The organism is Streptomyces sp. NBC_01217 (genome assembly GCF_035994185.1).
Classification (GTDB): Bacteria; Actinomycetota; Actinomycetes; order Streptomycetales; family Streptomycetaceae; genus Streptomyces.
The window spans coordinates 6,637,501-6,654,284 of sequence record NZ_CP108538.1 but is presented as its reverse complement, the minus strand read 5'-3'; the positions used below and the strand labels follow the sequence as shown (position 1 = coordinate 6,654,284).

5 protein-coding genes, 1 tRNA gene and 2 rRNA genes (1 of these 8 running past the window's edge) are annotated in these 16,784 nt (G+C 66.0%); 1 reads left to right on the top strand and 7 read right to left on the bottom strand.

Annotation, left to right across the window (positions count from 1 at the left end; genetic code table 11):
- Positions 1-12: 12 nt before the first annotated feature.
- From OG507_RS29765 to OG507_RS29750, 4 genes are all read right to left on the bottom strand, one after another.
- Positions 13-813, bottom strand: coding sequence for a helix-turn-helix domain-containing protein (locus tag OG507_RS29765; protein WP_327370205.1), 801 nt, complete (start codon positions 811-813; stop codon positions 13-15).
- A 204-nt stretch (positions 814-1,017) separates the two neighbouring features.
- On the bottom strand, positions 1,018-3,780 hold the full coding sequence (locus OG507_RS29760) for a DNA translocase FtsK (protein ID WP_327370204.1): 2,763 nt from the start codon (positions 3,778-3,780) through the stop codon (positions 1,018-1,020).
- A gap of 244 nt (positions 3,781-4,024) precedes the next feature.
- Positions 4,025-4,702 (bottom strand): response regulator, encoded by a 678-nt coding sequence (locus OG507_RS29755; RefSeq protein WP_327370203.1) that lies wholly within the window; start codon positions 4,700-4,702, stop codon positions 4,025-4,027.
- Positions 4,703-4,946: 244 nt separating this feature from the next.
- Complete coding sequence (locus tag OG507_RS29750; protein WP_327370202.1) at positions 4,947-10,376, bottom strand: HAMP domain-containing protein; 5,430 nt, start codon at positions 10,374-10,376, stop codon at positions 4,947-4,949.
- A 403-nt stretch (positions 10,377-10,779) separates the two neighbouring features.
- On the opposite strand from OG507_RS29750, the gene OG507_RS29745 reads away from it, so the two are divergent.
- The gene (locus OG507_RS29745) at positions 10,780-13,407 is read left to right on the top strand and encodes a SpoIIE family protein phosphatase (protein ID WP_442811039.1); all 2,628 of its coding nucleotides are present in this window, start codon (positions 10,780-10,782) and stop codon (positions 13,405-13,407) included.
- Positions 13,408-13,494: 87 nt separating this feature from the next.
- On the opposite strand, the gene OG507_RS29740 is transcribed toward OG507_RS29745, so the two are convergent.
- The 3 genes from OG507_RS29740 to OG507_RS29730 form a co-directional block, all read right to left on the bottom strand.
- Positions 13,495-13,567 (bottom strand) — tRNA-Thr (locus OG507_RS29740).
- Between the two features lie 231 nt (positions 13,568-13,798).
- Positions 13,799-13,915 (bottom strand): 5S ribosomal RNA (gene rrf / locus OG507_RS29735).
- A 77-nt stretch (positions 13,916-13,992) separates the two neighbouring features.
- A 23S ribosomal RNA gene (locus OG507_RS29730) occupies positions 13,993-16,784 on the bottom strand (it continues 330 nt past the right edge of the window).

Here is a 16,784-nt window from a genome sequence, read left to right as displayed (position 1 = left end):
TGCGTGTGCGGGTCAGCCGACCGCCGGGTCGCCCTTCGTGTACGAGAGCCGCTCGACCTGGCCCGGCTGGAACTTGTCCTCGACCTTCTTGCCGTTCACGAACAGTTCGATGGATCCTGCGTCGCCGAGGACGAGGTCGACCCGCTCCTTGTCCTGGAAGGTCTTGGACTGGCCCTGAAGCAGCAGCCCGTCGAAGAGCAGCCGTCCGTTGTGGTCCTTGGCCGAGATCCAGCTCTTGCCCTGGCTGGCACTGAGCTTCACCGTCACCTTGTCCCTGGGTGCCGCGGCAATGGCACTGTCGGAAGGCGCCGGCTTGGGGTCGACGGGTTTGCTGGTCTTCGGCTTGGGGCTCTTCGTGTCGGGCGTCGAGCCCTCCGCGACCTGTGTGGTCGTGGAGGCGTCGTCGCCGCCCTTGAAGAAAGTGAAGCCGACGAAGCCGACGACGGCGACGATCGCGGCGACCATGGCCGCCGTCCAGTTGGGTCGGCGGGGTTCGGAACGGATTCTCTCGGCCTCGAACAGCGGCGCCGCGGGTGTGGGTGCGGGACGGCCGCCGTGCTCGGCGTCGTACTGCGAAACCAGCGGTTCCGGATCGGTCCCGACGGCACGCGCCAGGGTACGGATGTGGCCGCGCGCATACACGTCGCCGCCGCAGCGGGAGAAGTCGTCCTCTTCGATCGCGTGCACGATGGGGATGCGCACCCGGGTGGACGAGCTGATCTCTTCGACCGTGAGACCTGCGGCGATACGAGCCTGCTGAAGCACTCGACCGATCGAAGGCCGGTCGTCTTCGGGGAAGTTGCCGATGGACACGGGGGCGCCTTTCGAGCGTGAGCCACCTGCTGGGTGTTCAGTCTAGGGGGGGTACGAAAGGGTGGGGCAACCGGGAGGAAGCACTTTGTACGCCATCGGACTCGAACGCTGTCCGATTTTCCGGGCCGCCCCGGGAAGGACAATTTTGCCGTCCTTCCCTTCAACTTGACGTACGACCCGACGAAACGGTTGCCCTTACTTCATCTATGAAGCGGATTCCCCCCGGATCAGCGCCAACACCCCGTCCAGCTCGTCCGGTTTCACCATGACATCGCGCGCCTTGGATCCCTCGCTCGGCCCGACGATGTTCCTCGACTCCATCAGGTCCATCAGCCGTCCGGCCTTCGCGAAGCCGACCCGCAGTTTGCGCTGGAGCATCGAGGTGGACCCGAACTGGGTGGAGACGACCAGCTCGGCGGCCTGACAGAGCAGGTCCAGGTCGTCGCCGATGTCCTCGTCGATCTCCTTCTTCCTTGCGGTGCCGACCACCACGTCCTCGCGGAAGACCGGCGCCATCTGGTCCTTGCAGTGCTGGACGACGGCCGCGACCTCGTCCTCGGTGACGAAGGCACCCTGCATACGGGTGGGCTTGTTGGCCCCCATCGGCAGGAACAGACCGTCACCCTTTCCGATGAGCTTCTCGGCGCCGGGCTGGTCGAGGATGACGCGGCTGTCGGCCAGCGAGGACGTCGCGAAGGCGAGCCGGGAGGGCACATTGGCCTTGATCAGACCGGTGACGACATCGACCGAGGGCCGCTGGGTCGCGAGCACCAGGTGGATGCCGGCGGCGCGGGCCAGCTGGGTGATACGGACGATGGCGTCCTCCACATCGCGCGGAGCGACCATCATCAGGTCGGCCAGCTCGTCGACGATCACCAGCAGATAGGGGTACGGCGAGAGCTCGCGCTCGCTGCCCTCCGGCAGCTTGACCTTGCCGTTGCGGACGGCCTGGTTGAAGTCGTCGATGTGCCGGTACCCGAACGCGGCGAGGTCGTCGTACCGCAGGTCCATCTCCCGTACGACCCATTGGAGGGCCTCGGCCGCGCGCTTGGGGTTGGTGATGATCGGCGTGATCAGGTGCGGGATGCCCTCGTACGCGGTCAGCTCGACCCGCTTGGGGTCGACCAGCACCATCCGTACGTCGTCCGGCGTCGCCCGCACCATCACCGAGGTGATCAGGCAGTTGATGCAGGACGACTTCCCTGAACCGGTGGCACCGGCAACCAGCACGTGCGGCATCTTCGCCAGGTTGGCCATCACATAGCCGCCCTCGACGTCCTTGCCGAGCGCGACCAGCATCGGATGGTCGTCCTCCGCGGCGTCCGCGAGGCGCAGTACGTCGCCGAGGTTGACCATCTCCCGGTCGGTGTTGGGGATCTCGATGCCGACCGCCGACTTGCCCGGGATCGGGGAGATGATCCGGACGTCGGGACTGGCGACGGCGTACGCGATGTTCTTGGCGAGCGCGGTGATCCGCTCGACCTTCACGGCCGGGCCGAGCTCCACCTCGTACCGCGTGACCGTCGGGCCGCGGGTGAAGCCGGTGACGGCGGCGTCGACCTTGAACTCAGTGAAGACGTTCGTCAGGGAGGCGACGATCGCGTCGTTGGCGGCGCTGCGGGTCTTGCCGGGCCCGCCGCGCTCCAGCAGGTTGAGCGAGGGCAGCGAGTAGGTGATGTCGCCGGAGAGCTGGAGTTGCTCGGCGCGGGCCGGCAGCGGCTGGGACTGCGAGTCGGGCACGGACTTCGTCAGATCGGGTACGCCGACCGCGGGCGCCGCCGCCTTCTCCGGCCGCCCTCCCCCGGCGGCGGGCTCGCTCGTCCTGGCGCCGGGCACCGGCGTGCCCGGGCGCTCGCGCTCGACGGAGACGCCCTGGGTGAGGTCGGCGACGATCGGCGAGGGCGGCATGCCGTTGAGCACTGCCCCGTCGAGCGCGGCGGCCGCGGCGGCGGCGACATCCACCGCGTCCATGGTGCGGTTCAGCGCGGGCTGCACGGAGGGCCTGCGTGGCCTGCGGCGCTTGGAGAGCGCATCGGTCTCCGCCCGGTCGGGGTCGTACTCCGCGGGCGCCTCGGAGCGGCGTGCGGAGGAGCGGCGGGAACGTGCCGGCAGCGCCTCGCGCCACTGCTCGTCGTAGCGCTCGTCGTCGCTCTCCTCGTCCGTCTCGGGGTCGTACACCGGATCGAGGAGACCCAGCTTGGTGCCGAGCAGCCGGAGCCGTTGCGGAATGGCGTTCACCGGGGTGGCGGTGACGACCAGCAGTCCGAAGACGGTGAGCAGCAGAAGCAGGGGTACGGCGAGGACCTCGCCCATCGTGTAGACGAGCGGTTTGGAGGCTGCCCAGCCGATGAGCCCGCCCGCGTTCTGCATGGCCGTGGTGCCGTCTCCCCGGCCGGGCGATCCGCACGCGATGTGGACCTGCCCGAGCACCCCGAGGACCAGGGCAGAGAGTCCGATGACGATACGGCCGTTGGCCTCGGGCTTCTCCGGGTAGAGGATCAACCGTACGGCGATGGCGCCGAGCAGTATCGGTACGAGCAGATCGAGCCGGCCGAACGCTCCGGTGACGAGCATCTCGACGAGGTCGCCGACGGGCCCGCGCAGATTCGACCAGGTGCCCGCGGCGACGACCAGCGCGAGGCCGAGCAGCAGCAGCGCGATGCCGTCCTTGCGGTGCGCGGGGTCGAGTCCCTTGGCGCCACGCCCTATGCCGCGGAACATCGCGCCGACGGCGTGGGCCGCACCGAGCCAGAGAGCGCGCACCAGGCGGTAGACACCGCCGGTGGGCGAGGGTGCCGGTTTGGGCGCGACCGCCTTCTTGGCCACCGCCTTCTTCGCGGGCGCGGCCTTCTTCGCCGCGGTCTTCTTGGCGGGCGCGGCTTTCTTGGCCGGCCCCGAGGTACGGCCGACGCGCTTCGCGGTGCCCGCCGTGCCCTGGGAACCCTTGCCGGACGTACGTGAGGCCATGGTGCCGAGGTTACCGGTGTCGACGGCCGTGAACACGTGCGACTGCCGCTTCACCCGACCGTGTCGCCGTACAGAGGCAGGAAGGTGACGCGCCCTCACACCTACGTGCCCTCGCCCCGGCGCATCGCCGGATGTCCCGCCCCCGAAGCGTCGAACCGCCGAACGGCCCGGACGGCGGGCAAGTTGGGCCGGGTTTCCGGACAACCACCCGCGCCCCGCCGTGGAACCGCGCGGCAGTGCGGCGTTACGAGGGAAGGACGGCCGCGCCGCTGCCGGTGCCGGGCTCCAGTGCGTCGAGTGCCCTGCGCAGGCCGGTCAGCTTGCGTTCCAGATGGGCGGCGGTGGCCACGGCCGCGGCATCCGCCGACTCGTCGTCGAGCTGCTTGGAGAGCGCTTCGGCCTGTTCCTCGACGGCAGCGAGCCGTGCCGAGAGCTCGGCCAGCAGTCCTGCGGGCTCCCTCTCGTGGCCCGCGCCGCCGTTGGCATCGCCTTCCAGCTGGAGCCGCAGGAGCGCCGCCTGCTCGCGCAGCTTGCAGTTCTTCATGTAGAGCTCGACGAAGACCGAGACCTTGGCCCGCAGCACCCACGGGTCGAACGGCTTCGAGATGTAGTCCACCGCGCCCGCCGCATAACCCCGGAAGGTGTGATGCGGACCGTGATTGATCGCGGTGAGGAAGATGATCGGGATGTCCCGGGTCCGTTCCCGCCGCTTGATGTGCGCGGCGGTTTCGAAACCGTCCATGCCCGGCATCTGGACGTCCAGCAGAATGACCGCAAAGTCATCCGTGAGCAGCGCTTTGAGCGCTTCCTCCCCTGACGATGCCCGCACCAGTGTCTGATCGAGCGCAGAGAGGATGGCCTCCAGCGCCAGCAGATTCTCCGGCCGGTCATCGACCAGGAGGATCTTGGCCTTCTGCACCATGGCCCGTCCTCCTCGCCCCGGAATTGCACCGGGCGCCGCCCCGGGGGACGGCTCCCTTACGCCGTCCGTCCTTGTGCCGGTCATGGTAGCCGCACCCCGCCCGTCACCACACCCTGTCACCGCGATGTCACTGTGCACACAGCAGAAACGCGGTGGAAGACCAGAAGGTTCCCCGTACAGCGCCTTGTCACACCTCTGCGAGCACAGCCGATCATCAACTCGACCTGATTCCCTCAACCAATGATCACTCTCCGCGCATCCACTGCTCCATAACGGAAAGGAGATGATCAGGATCGACGGGCTTGGTGACATAGTCGGAAGCACCGGATTCGATCGCCTTCTCCCGGTCACCCTTCATCGCCTTCGCGGTCAGCGCGACGATCGGCAGCCCGGCGAACTGCGGCATCCTGCGGATCGCCGTCGTCGTCGCATAGCCGTCCATCTCCGGCATCATGATGTCCATCAGTACGACCGTCACATCATCATGCTGCTCCAGGACTTCGATGCCCACACGCCCGTTCTCCGCGTACAGCACCGAAAGACCGTGCTGTTCCAGCACGCTGGTGAGCGCGAAGACGTTACGGATGTCGTCGTCGACGATCAGCACCTTCTCGCCGCGGAACCGGAAGGTCCTGCGGACCTCCGGTTCCTCCTGTCCGGCGAGCGTCCACGGCTCCTGCGCGGCAGCCGGGGCGGCGCCGCGCGGCGGCAGCGCGGGACGCCTCTCCGAGCCCCCCAGCGCCTTGCGACGACGCCGCATCAGCCCGGCGGCACCAGCCGAATCGCGTGCGGTGTGCGCCGGGTCGGGGCCCGTACCGGCCTGTGGACGCAGCCCTTCCTCGGCCGTGGCACCGTGCGCCTCGATGGGCCCGGGGCCGATCTGCGGATAGCCCTGCGGAGGCAACTCGCTCGGGTGCAGCGGCAGATACAGCGTGAAAGTGGAACCCCGGCCCGGCTCGCTCGCCGCGTGGATCTCGCCGCCCAGCAGCCGGGCGATCTCCCGGCTGATGGACAGGCCGAGCCCAGTACCGCCGTACTTGCGACTGGTCGTACCGTCCGCCTGCTTGAACGCCTCGAAGATCACCAGCATCTTGCTGGACGCGATCCCGATGCCGGTGTCGGTGACCGAGAAGGCGATCAGATCGGCATCGGCGTCTCGCAGCGAGCCGGCCTCCAGCAGCTGCTCGCGGATGGCGTTCGGCACATCCTCGTTGGCGTGCCGGATGACCAGCTCGACCGCGCCGCTGTCGGTGAACTTCACCGCGTTGGAAAGAAGGTTGCGCAGCACCTGGAGCAGCCGCTGCTCGTCCGTGTGCAGTGTCGCGGGCAGCTCCGGCGAGACCCGTACGGAGAAATCGAGCCCCTTTTCCGCGGTGAGCGGCCGGAACGTCGCCTCCACGTAGTCGACCAGCTGGACCAGTGCGATCCGGGTCGGACTGACATCCATCTTGCCCGCCTCGACCTTCGTCAGATCGAGGATGTCATTGATCAGCTGAAGCAGATCGGAACCGGCTCCGTGAATCGTCTCGGCGAACTCCACCTGCTTCGGCGAGAGATTGCCCTCGGCGTTGTCGGCGAGCAGCTTCGCGAGAATGAGCAGCGAGTTGAGCGGGGTGCGCAACTCGTGCGACATGTTCGCCAGGAACTCCGACTTGTAACGCATCGAGACCGCGAGCTGCTCGGCGCGCTCCTCCAGGACCTGCCGGGCGTCCTCGATCTCGGTGTTCTTGACCTCGATGTCGCGGTTCTGCTGGGCCAGCAGCTCGGCCTTCTCCTCCAGTTCGGCATTGGAGGCCTGAAGTGCCTTCTGCCGGTTCTCCAACTCCTGTGAACGGTCCCGCAACTGTTCGGTCAGCTCCTGCGACTGCTCAAGGAGCTTCTCGGTCTTCGTATTGACGCTGATGGTGTTGACGCTCGTCGCGATCATCTCGGCGAGCTGGTTGAGGAAGTCCCGCTGGATATGGGTGAACGGCTGGAAGGAGGCCAGCTCGATCACACCGAGCACCTTCCCCTCGAAGAGCACCGGCAGCACGATCACATGCGCGGGCGGCGCCTCGCCGAGCCCGGAGGAGATCTTCAGATATCCCGGCGGAACGTTGTCCACCTGGATGGTCCGCTTCTCCTCCGCGGCCGTCCCGATGAGCGTCTCCCCGGGCCGGAAGGATGTCGGCATCGATCCCGCCGAGTATCCGTAGCTGCCCCTCATCCGGAGTTCGTAGAGGCTTTCCTTGTCGCTGTCCGAGCCCACCGCGTCGGTGTCACCGGTCGGCATGGCCAAGAAGAACGCACCGTGCTGCGCGGAGACGACCGGGGTCAGCTCGCTCATGATCAGCGAGGCCACGTCGTCGAGATCGCGCCGCCCCTGCATCAGGCCGGAGATCCGGGCGAGGTTCCCCTTGAGCCAGTCCTGCTCCTTGTTGGTGGCCGTGGTGTCACGCAGGTTGGCGATCATCGTATTGATGTTGTCCTGCAGGGCCTGGATCTCGCCGGCCGCATCCACATCGATCTTGAGGTTGAGATCGCCGCGGGTCACCGCGGTGGCGACGGCCGCGATGGCCCGCACCTGACGGGTGAGGTTCCCGGCCATCTCGTTCACGGACTCGGTCAGATCACGCCAGGTCCCGTCGACGTCGCGGACCCGGGCCTGACCGCCCAGCTGCCCCTCCGTACCCACCTCGCGGGCGACCCTCGTCACCTGCTCGGCGAACGAGGACAGCTGGTCGACCATCGTGTTGATGGTGTTCTTCAGCTCCTGGATCTCACCGCGCGCATCGATGTCGATCTTCTTGGTGAGATCGCCCTTGGCGATGGCCGTGGTGACCGTGGCGATCTGGCGCACCTGACCGGTCAGATTGGACGCCATCGAGTTCACGGACTCGGTGAGGTCCTTCCACGTACCGGAGACGCCCGGAACGCGCGCCTGGCCGCCCAGCTCCCCTTCCGTACCCACCTCGCGGGCGACTCGCGTCACCTCGTCGGCGAACGAGGACAGGGTCGTCACCATCGTGTTGACGGTGTCGGCGAGCTCGGCGACCTCACCGCGGGCCTCGACGGTGACCTTCTTCGTCAGATCGCCGTTGGCGACCGCGGACGAGACCCGGGAGATGTTCCGCACCTGACTGGTCAGGTTGTTGGCCATCAGGTTGACGTTGTCGCTGAGGTCCTTCCAGATGCCGGTCGCCCCGCGAACCCGGGCCTGACCGCCGAGAATGCCCTCGGTACCCACCTCGCGGGCCACCCTCGTCACCTCGTCGGCGAAGTTGAGCAACTGGTCGACCATCGTGTTGACCGTCGTCACCAGTTCGAGGATCTCGCCCTTGGCGTCGACCGTGATCTTCTTGGAGAGATCGCCCTTGGCGACCGCCGTGGTGACCTCGGCGATGTTACGGACCTGCAGGGTCAGGTTGTTCGCCATGCCGTTGACGGACTGCGTGAGGTCCTTCCACGTACCGGACACCCCCTGCACCTCGGCCTGGCCGCCGAGCATGCCTTCCGTGCCCACCTCGCGGGCGACCCGCGTCACCTGCTCGGCGAAGTTCGAGAGCTGGTCCACCATCGTGTTGAGGGTGTTCTTCAGCTCAAGGATCTCGCCGCGCGCGTCCACATCGATCTTCTGCGACAGATCACCCCGCGCCACCGCGGTCGCGACCTGCGCGATGTTACGGACCTGAGCGGTGAGGTTCCCCGCCATGCCGTTCACCGAATCGGTCAGATCACGCCACACACCAGCCACGCCGGGCACCTGTGCCTGACCGCCGAGCCGACCGTCGGTGCCCACCTCGCGGGCCACCCGGGTCACCTGCTCGGCGAAGGCGGAGAGCTGGTCGACCATCGTGTTGATGGTGTTCTTCAGCTCAAGAATCTCGCCACGCGCGTCCACATCGATCTTCTGCGACAGATCACCCCGCGCCACCGCCGTGGTCACCTGCGCGATCTGGCGCACCTGATCGGTCAGGTTCCCCGCCATGAAGTTGACGGAGTCGGTGAGCTCCTTCCACGTACCGGAGACGCCGTCGACCCGCGCCTGGCCACCGAGGCGGCCCTCCGTGCCCACGTCTCGCGCCATCCGCGTGACCTGGTCGGCGAAGGACGAGAGCTGCGCCACCATCGTGTTGACGGTGTTCTTCAGCTCCAGCATCTCGCCCGCCACATCGACGGTGACCTTCTGCGAGAGATCACCGTTGGCGACCGCGGTCGTCACCTGCGCGATGTCACGCACCTGGCCCGTCAGGTTCCGGAACGCCGTGTTCACCGAGTCCGTGAGGTCCTTCCAGGTCCCCGCAGCCCCCGGTACCTCGGCCTGACCGCCCAGCCGGCCCTCGACGCCGACCTCCCGGGCCACCCGTGTCACTTCCGAACCGAAGGACTGGAGCTGGTCCACCATCGTGTTGACGGTGTTCTTCAGCTCCAGCATCTCGCCCGCCACATCGACGGTGACCTTCTGCGTCATGTCGCCACTGGCCACCGCGGTGGTCACCTGCGCGATGTCACGCACCTGAGTCGTCAGGTTCCGGAAGACCGTGTTCACCGAATCGGTGAGGTCCTTCCAGGTCCCTGCCGCCCCCGGAACCTGCGCCTGACCACCGAGCAGACCCTCGCCGCCGACCTCGCTGGCCACGCGCGTAACTTCGTCCGCGAAGGTCCGCAGCGTCTCGGTCATCTGGTTGATCGTCTCGGCCAGCTGCGCGACCTCGCCACGGGCGCTCACCGTGACCTTCTGCGACAGGTCACCACTGGCGACCGCCGTCGTCACCTCGGCGATACCGCGCACCTGCGAGGTCAGGTTCCCGGCCATCGTGTTGACGGAGTCGGTCAGGTCCTTCCACACACCGGCCACGCCGGGCACGGTCGCCTGCCCGCCCAGCTCGCCCTCCGTACCCACCTCGCGGGCCACCCGGGTCACCTCGGAGGAGAACGACGACAGCTGGTCGACCATCGTGTTGACGGTGTTCTTCAGCTGGAGCATCTCGCCGGCCACATGGACGGTGACCTTCCGCGACAGATCACCCTTGGCGACCGCCGTCGTCACCAGCGCGATGTCGCGCACCTGCGCGGTCAGCCGGTACGCCATGGTGTTGACGGAGTCCGTGAGGTCCTTCCACGACCCGGACATCCCGCGCACCTGGGCCTGCCCGCCCAGCTTGCCCTCGGTACCCACCTCGACCGCGACCCGCGTCACCTGCTCGGTGAACGCCGACAGCTGGTCGACCAGGTTGTTGACCGTACGGGCGACCTTCAGGAACTCGCCGCGCAGCGGCCGTACCGTCTCGTCGGCCGTGTGCGACCGCAGCTCCATCCGTTGTTCGAGATCACCGTCGGCCACCGCCGACAGCACCCGCCCGACCTCCGAGACCGGGCGCGCCAGATCGTCGACCAGCTCGTTGGAGGCGTCGATCGCGGCGGCCCAGGAGCCCTCGCAGGCCCCCGTCTCCAGCCGCTCGGTGAGCTTCCCCTCACGTCCGACGACCCGCCGTACCCGGGCCAGCTCACCGGTGAGATGCAGATTGCGGTCGGCGACCTCGTTGAAGACTGCCGCGATCTCCGCCATCACGCCGTCGCCCGAGACGGTCAGACGCCTGCGGAAGTTCCCGTCGCGCATCGCCACCAAGCCCGCCAGCAGTCTGTTGAACGCTGCCGCGTCGACGTCGATGGTTCCGTTGCGCTGCTTCTTCACGGACTGTCCGCCTTTTGTACGCGTGCCTGTTCCACGCGCCGCCGCGCCAGACTCCACCGTGATCCCTCCCGCAGGGGTTGACCGTATCGCTCGGGCCTTATCTGGGAGCTTGCCCAGTTCCTCATTGGCTCACCGCCACAGCCCACCGTCGACGGGTGACCATGCGGACGTCAAATCGTTGAAACGTACCAGGCCCGAACCCGGCGGCGTGCAGCCTCCAACGGTTGTCCCACATCGCCTCCTTGGGAAGCCCACACTTGTCCGATCACATGCCTGTTCCTGGTCGGTTCCTGCCCGAAGTCGGCCCTCGTGTACCCGGCACCGTGACCGAGCGTCTAGCCTGGCAGGCGAATCGAAGCGGCGAGAAACGGGCACAGGACTCGGGGAAGCGACGAGACACCATATGGGGAGTGCTGTGATCACCGCGCGTGCGGCCGCCACCTTCGACCCGGTCGGCCGCTCCGTCGCGACCGCCCGTGCCTTTGTGCGCGACACCCTCCAGGGGTGGGGATACAACGATGTCGTCGACGACGCCGTCGTCCTCACCAGCGATCTCGTGACCAACGCGGTGGTGCACGCCGGCACCGCGGCGAACGTACTGTGCCTCCGTACGGAGGACGGCGTCCGGATCGAGGTCTCCGACCACTATCCGGAACGCGAGATCCCGCTTCAGAGCACCGGACTGGACTTCGGCAGCCCGGACCGCGAGAACGGCCGCGGACTGCTGCTGTGCGCGGCGCTCGCCGCCCGGTGGGGCGTCGAGTATTCGCCCACCCACAAGCACGTCTGGTTCCAGCTCGACCTTCCCGAGCGCCCGGTGGGCATCCGCTCAGCCGGCCCGCTGCTCCCGGTCGGTCTGCTCCCGGTCGCCGACGAACACGTCCGGGTGGCTGTCGTCCAGATCGACAGCACCGGCTCCATCGCCGCCTGGAACGACGACGCCGCGTTCCTCTTCGGCTACAACGCCGACCAGGTCACCGGCAAGCAGCTCACCGACTTCACCGCCTGGCCGCAGACGCCCGGCACCAACACGGGCATCGTGGACGCGCTGCAGCTCTCGCGCTGGGAGGGCAGTTACGGAATCCGGGGCGCCGACGGCCGCACCATCCCCGTCTACGCCTCGCATCTGAGGGTCCGCGACACCCACGGCGAACCCTCCACGGTCTGTCTGCTCGTCCGCGACTACGAACGGGCGGTGCTCCAGTCCCCGGTACGTGCCCCGGTCTCCGACACGAACGCCGAGAGCCACAAGACGGACCCGTTCGAGATCTTCATCGGCTCCCCCGCCCCCGACGACCTCGACGGCCTGCTCCAGCGCACGGTCGAGCGGGCCCGAGACATGCTCGACGCCGATTCGGCCTTCCTGCTCCTGGCGACGGACGACGAAACGGAACTGGAGGTACGAGCCACGACCGGCCTGCCCTCCGCCCGCCAGCGCTTCGCCCGCGTACCGGTGGAAGCAGGTACCGGACGTTACGGCTCTGCCCGGATGCCCGCCGTCCACGAAGACCTCGACAACGTTCCCGGCGCCGTCCCCCTGCTCGGCGGCACGGGGATGCGCTCCGTCGTCACCGTCCCGCTGAAGGTCGAAGGCCGCCTCACCGGCTCGCTGGGGGTCGCCACGGAGGCGGCCGGCCGCTACTCCAACGAGGAGGCTCTGCGCCTCCAGTTCGCCGCGGACCGCATCGCACTGGCCGTCGAATCGGCCCGCCTGGGCGAGCTGGAACGGCTGCGCCGCGGTTCCCTCTCCTTCCTCGTCGAGGCCTCAGACCTGCTCGCCGGCACCCTGGACCGGGACCAGACCCTGGCGCTGATGGCCCAGATGACGGTCCCCACCCTGGCCACTTGGTGCGCTGTCTACACGATCGCGGACCAGTCCTCTGAGCCGTACCTCTCCTATGTGCTGCACGAGGACGAGGAACGCATCGACGGCCTCAAGGCCCTGCTCTCCAAGATCGCGCCCCCGGACCCGGTACCGGCCCCCGGCGCCCGTGTCTGGGCGGCTCCCTCCGAGGCCGCCCACCAGGCAGCCCTGCGCACCTCGATGCGTACGCTCGGCCTCGGCGAACCCCGCGGGCTGGGCTCCGGCATCCATACGACGCTCGCCACAGCGGCTGCCGTGGGCGGTGAGACGGTGGTCCTGCCGCTCGTCGCCCGTAACCGTGTCATCGGCATGCTCACACTCGGCAAGCCGTCCGACGACCACTTCCGCCAGGAGATCCTGGAGCTGGCCGAGGACCTCTCCCGGCGCGCCGCCCTCGCCCTCGACAACGCCCGTCTCTACTCGGAGCGCATGGCGATCAGCCAGTCCCTGCAGCGCAGCCTGCTGCCGCCGGGCCTCCCCGAGGTCCCCAATGTCGAGATCGAGGTCATCTACCGGGCGGCGGGCGAGGGCAACGAGGTCGGCGGCGACTTCTACGACGTCTTCCCGATCCGCGACGGCGCCTACGGCTTCGCCATCGGTGACGTCTGCGGTACGGGACCGGAGGCCGCGGCCGTCACGGGCCTGGCCCGCCACGCCCTGCGCCTCCTCGCCCGCGAGGGCTTCGGCGGCCCGGCCGTCCTGGAGCGCCTCAACGCCGCCATCCTGGACGAGGGCGCCCGCAGCCGCTTCCTGACCCTCCTGTACGGCGAGCTGTGGCCCCAGGAGGACGGCAGCGCGCTCCTGAAGGTGGTCTGCGCGGGCCACCCGCTGCCGCTGCGCCTGCGCCAGGACGGCTCGGTGGAAGCAGCGGCCGAGCCTCAGCCCCTGCTGGGCGTCATCGAGGACCTCGACCTGTACGAGCAGACGGTGACCCTCGCCCCGGGCGATGTCCTGCTGTGCGTGACCGACGGCGTCACTGAACGCCGGGAAGGCACCCGCATGCTCGGCGACGACGGCCTGGCGGATGTCCTGTCCACCTGCACCGGTCTCACGGCCGGCGCGGTGGCCGGACGCATCCTGCGCGCGGTCGAGCGCTTCGCCGCCGAGCCGGCCTCCGACGACATGGCCATCCTCGCCATGCGCGTCCCCGAACCGCCCACCATCTGACCGCACTTCGTCGGCACCGGATCCTCTGCAACACCCCGAGACATGCGAAAGGCCCCCGCCGAGTGGCGGGGGCCTTTCGTCTTGCCGAGCCCCAATGCGGAATCGAACCGCAGACCTTCTCCTTACCATGGAGACGCTCTACCGACTGAGCTATTGGGGCCTGCTGCGCTGTGGCAACGAGGTAAAGCATACCCCGAACTCAGGGATACTCAGAACCACTGACCGCACAAGGTTCTGACTGACTCTCAACGCGCCTCACGGTTCCACCTCACCACGACGCAGGCCGGCCGTCTCGCCCCGCCTGCGTGCCCAAGCCGGGCGACCGCACGGGGTCCGGGCAAACGCAGAAAAGCCCCGTGCCACAAGGGCACGGGGCTTTCCCGTAAAAGGAGTTCGGCGGCGTCCTACTCTCCCACAGGGTCCCCCCTGCAGTACCATCGGCGCTGAAAGGCTTAGCTTCCGGGTTCGGAATGTAACCGGGCGTTTCCCTAACGCAATGACCACCGAAACACTATGAAACAAACAAACACCGGAACAACACGGCCGTTCGTTATTTCAGAACTAACACAGTGGACGCGAGCAACTGAGGACAAGCCCTCGGCCTATTAGTACCAGTCAGCTCCACCCGTTACCAGGCTTCCACATCTGGCCTATCAACCCAGTCGTCTACTGGGAGCCTTAACCAATCAAGTTGGTGGGAATACTCATCTCGAAGCAGGCTTCCCGCTTAGATGCTTTCAGCGGTTATCCTTTCCGAACGTAGCCAACCAGCCATGCCCTTGGCAGAACAACTGGCACACCAGAGGTTCGTCCGTCCCGGTCCTCTCGTACTAGGGACAGCCCTTCTCAATATTCCTACGCGCACAGCGGATAGGGACCGAACTGTCTCACGACGTTCTAAACCCAGCTCGCGTACCGCTTTAATGGGCGAACAGCCCAACCCTTGGGACCGACTCCAGCCCCAGGATGCGACGAGCCGACATCGAGGTGCCAAACCATCCCGTCGATATGGACTCTTGGGGAAGATCAGCCTGTTATCCCCGGGGTACCTTTTATCCGTTGAGCGACAGCGCTTCCACAAGCCACTGCCGGATCACTAGTCCCGACTTTCGTCCCTGCTCGACCCGTCGGTCTCACAGTCAAGCTCCCTTGTGCACTTACACTCAACACCTGATTGCCAACCAGGCTGAGGGAACCTTTGGGCGCCTCCGTTACTCTTTAGGAGGCAACCGCCCCAGTTAAACTACCCATCAGACACTGTCCCTGATCCGGATCACGGACCCAGGTTAGACATCCAGCACGACCAGAGTGGTATTTCAACGACGACTCCACAACCACTGGCGTGGCCGCTTCAAAGTCTCCCACCTATCCTACACAAGCCGAACCGAACACCAATATCAAACTGTAGTAAAGGTCCCGGGGTCTTTCCGTCCTGCTGCGCGAAACGAGCATCTTTACTCGTAGTGCAATTTCACCGGGCCTATGGTTGAGACAGTCGAGAAGTCGTTACGCCATTCGTGCAGGTCGGAACTTACCCGACAAGGAATTTCGCTACCTTAGGATGGTTATAGTTACCACCGCCGTTTACTGGCGCTTAAGTTCTCAGCTTCGCCGACCCGAAAGTCAGCTAACCGGTCCCCTTAACGTTCCAGCACCGGGCAGGCGTCAGTCCGTATACATCGCCTTACGGCTTCGCACGGACCTGTGTTTTTAGTAAACAGTCGCTTCTCGCTGGTCTCTGCGGCCACCCCCAGCTCACCGAGTAAATCGGATCACCAGTGATGGCCCCCTTCTCCCGAAGTTACGGGGGCATTTTGCCGAGTTCCTTAACCATAGTTCACCCGAACGCCTCGGTATTCTCTACCTGACCACCTGAGTCGGTTTAGGGTACGGGCCGCCATGAAACTCGCTAGAGGCTTTTCTCGACAGCATAGGATCATCCACTTCACCACAATCGGCTCGGCATCAGGTCTCAGACTTAATGTGTGACGGATTTGCCTATCACACGCCCTACACCCTTACCCCGGGACAACCACCGCCCGGGCTGGACTACCTTCCTGCGTCACCCCATCGCTTACCTAATACAAGTCTGGTCCGTCGGCTCCACCACTACCCTCAACTCCGAAGAGATCGGGCCGGCTTCACGGACTTAGCATCGCCTGATTCAGTACTGGGCGTTTCAAAGCGGGTACCGGAATATCAACCGGTTGTCCATCGACTACGCCTGTCGGCCTCGCCTTAGGTCCCGACTTACCCTGGGCAGATCAGCTTGACCCAGGAACCCTTAGTCAATCGGCGCACACGTTTCTCACGTGTGTATCGCTACTCATGCCTGCATTCTCACTCGTGAACCGTCCACAACTCGCTTCCGCGGCTGCTTCACCCGGCACACGACGCTCCCCTACCCATCCACACTCCCGTTGGGGATATATGTGTGAATGACACGACTTCGGCGGTACGCTTGAGCCCCGCTACATTGTCGGCGCGGAATCACTTGACCAGTGAGCTATTACGCACTCTTTCAAGGGTGGCTGCTTCTAAGCCAACCTCCTGGTTGTCTCTGCGACTCCACATCCTTTCCCACTTAGCGTACGCTTAGGGGCCTTAGTCGATGCTCTGGGCTGTTTCCCTCTCGACCATGGAGCTTATCCCCCACAGTCTCACTGCCGCGCTCTCACTTACCGGCATTCGGAGTTTGGCTAAGGTCAGTAACCCGGTAGGGCCCATCGCCTATCCAGTGCTCTACCTCCGGCAAGAAACACACGACGCTGCACCTAAATGCATTTCGGGGAGAACCAGCTATCACGGAGTTTGATTGGCCTTTCACCCCTAACCACAGGTCATCCCCCAGGTTTTCAACCCTGGTGGGTTCGGTCCTCCACGAAGTCTTACCTCCGCTTCAACCTGCCCATGGCTAGATCACTCCGCTTCGGGTCTTGAGCGTGCTACTAAAACGCCCTATTCGGACTCGCTTTCGCTACGGCTTCCCCACACGGGTTAACCTCGCAACACACCGCAAACTCGCAGGCTCATTCTTCAAAAGGCACGCAGTCACGACATGCAAGCAAGCTCGCATGCGACGCTCCCACGGCTTGTAGGCACACGGTTTCAGGTACTATTTCACTCCGCTCCCGCGGTACTTTTCACCATTCCCTCACGGTACTATCCGCTATCGGTCACCAGGGAATATTTAGGCTTAGCGGGTGGTCCCGCCAGATTCACACGGGATTTCTCGGGCCCCGTGCTACTTGGGAAATCCTCAAACGAGCCGTTGATGTTTCAGCTACGGGGGTCTTACCCTCTACGCCGGACCTTTCGCATGTCCTTCGCCTACATCAACGGTTTCTGACTCGTCGACCAATCGGCAGATTGATCAA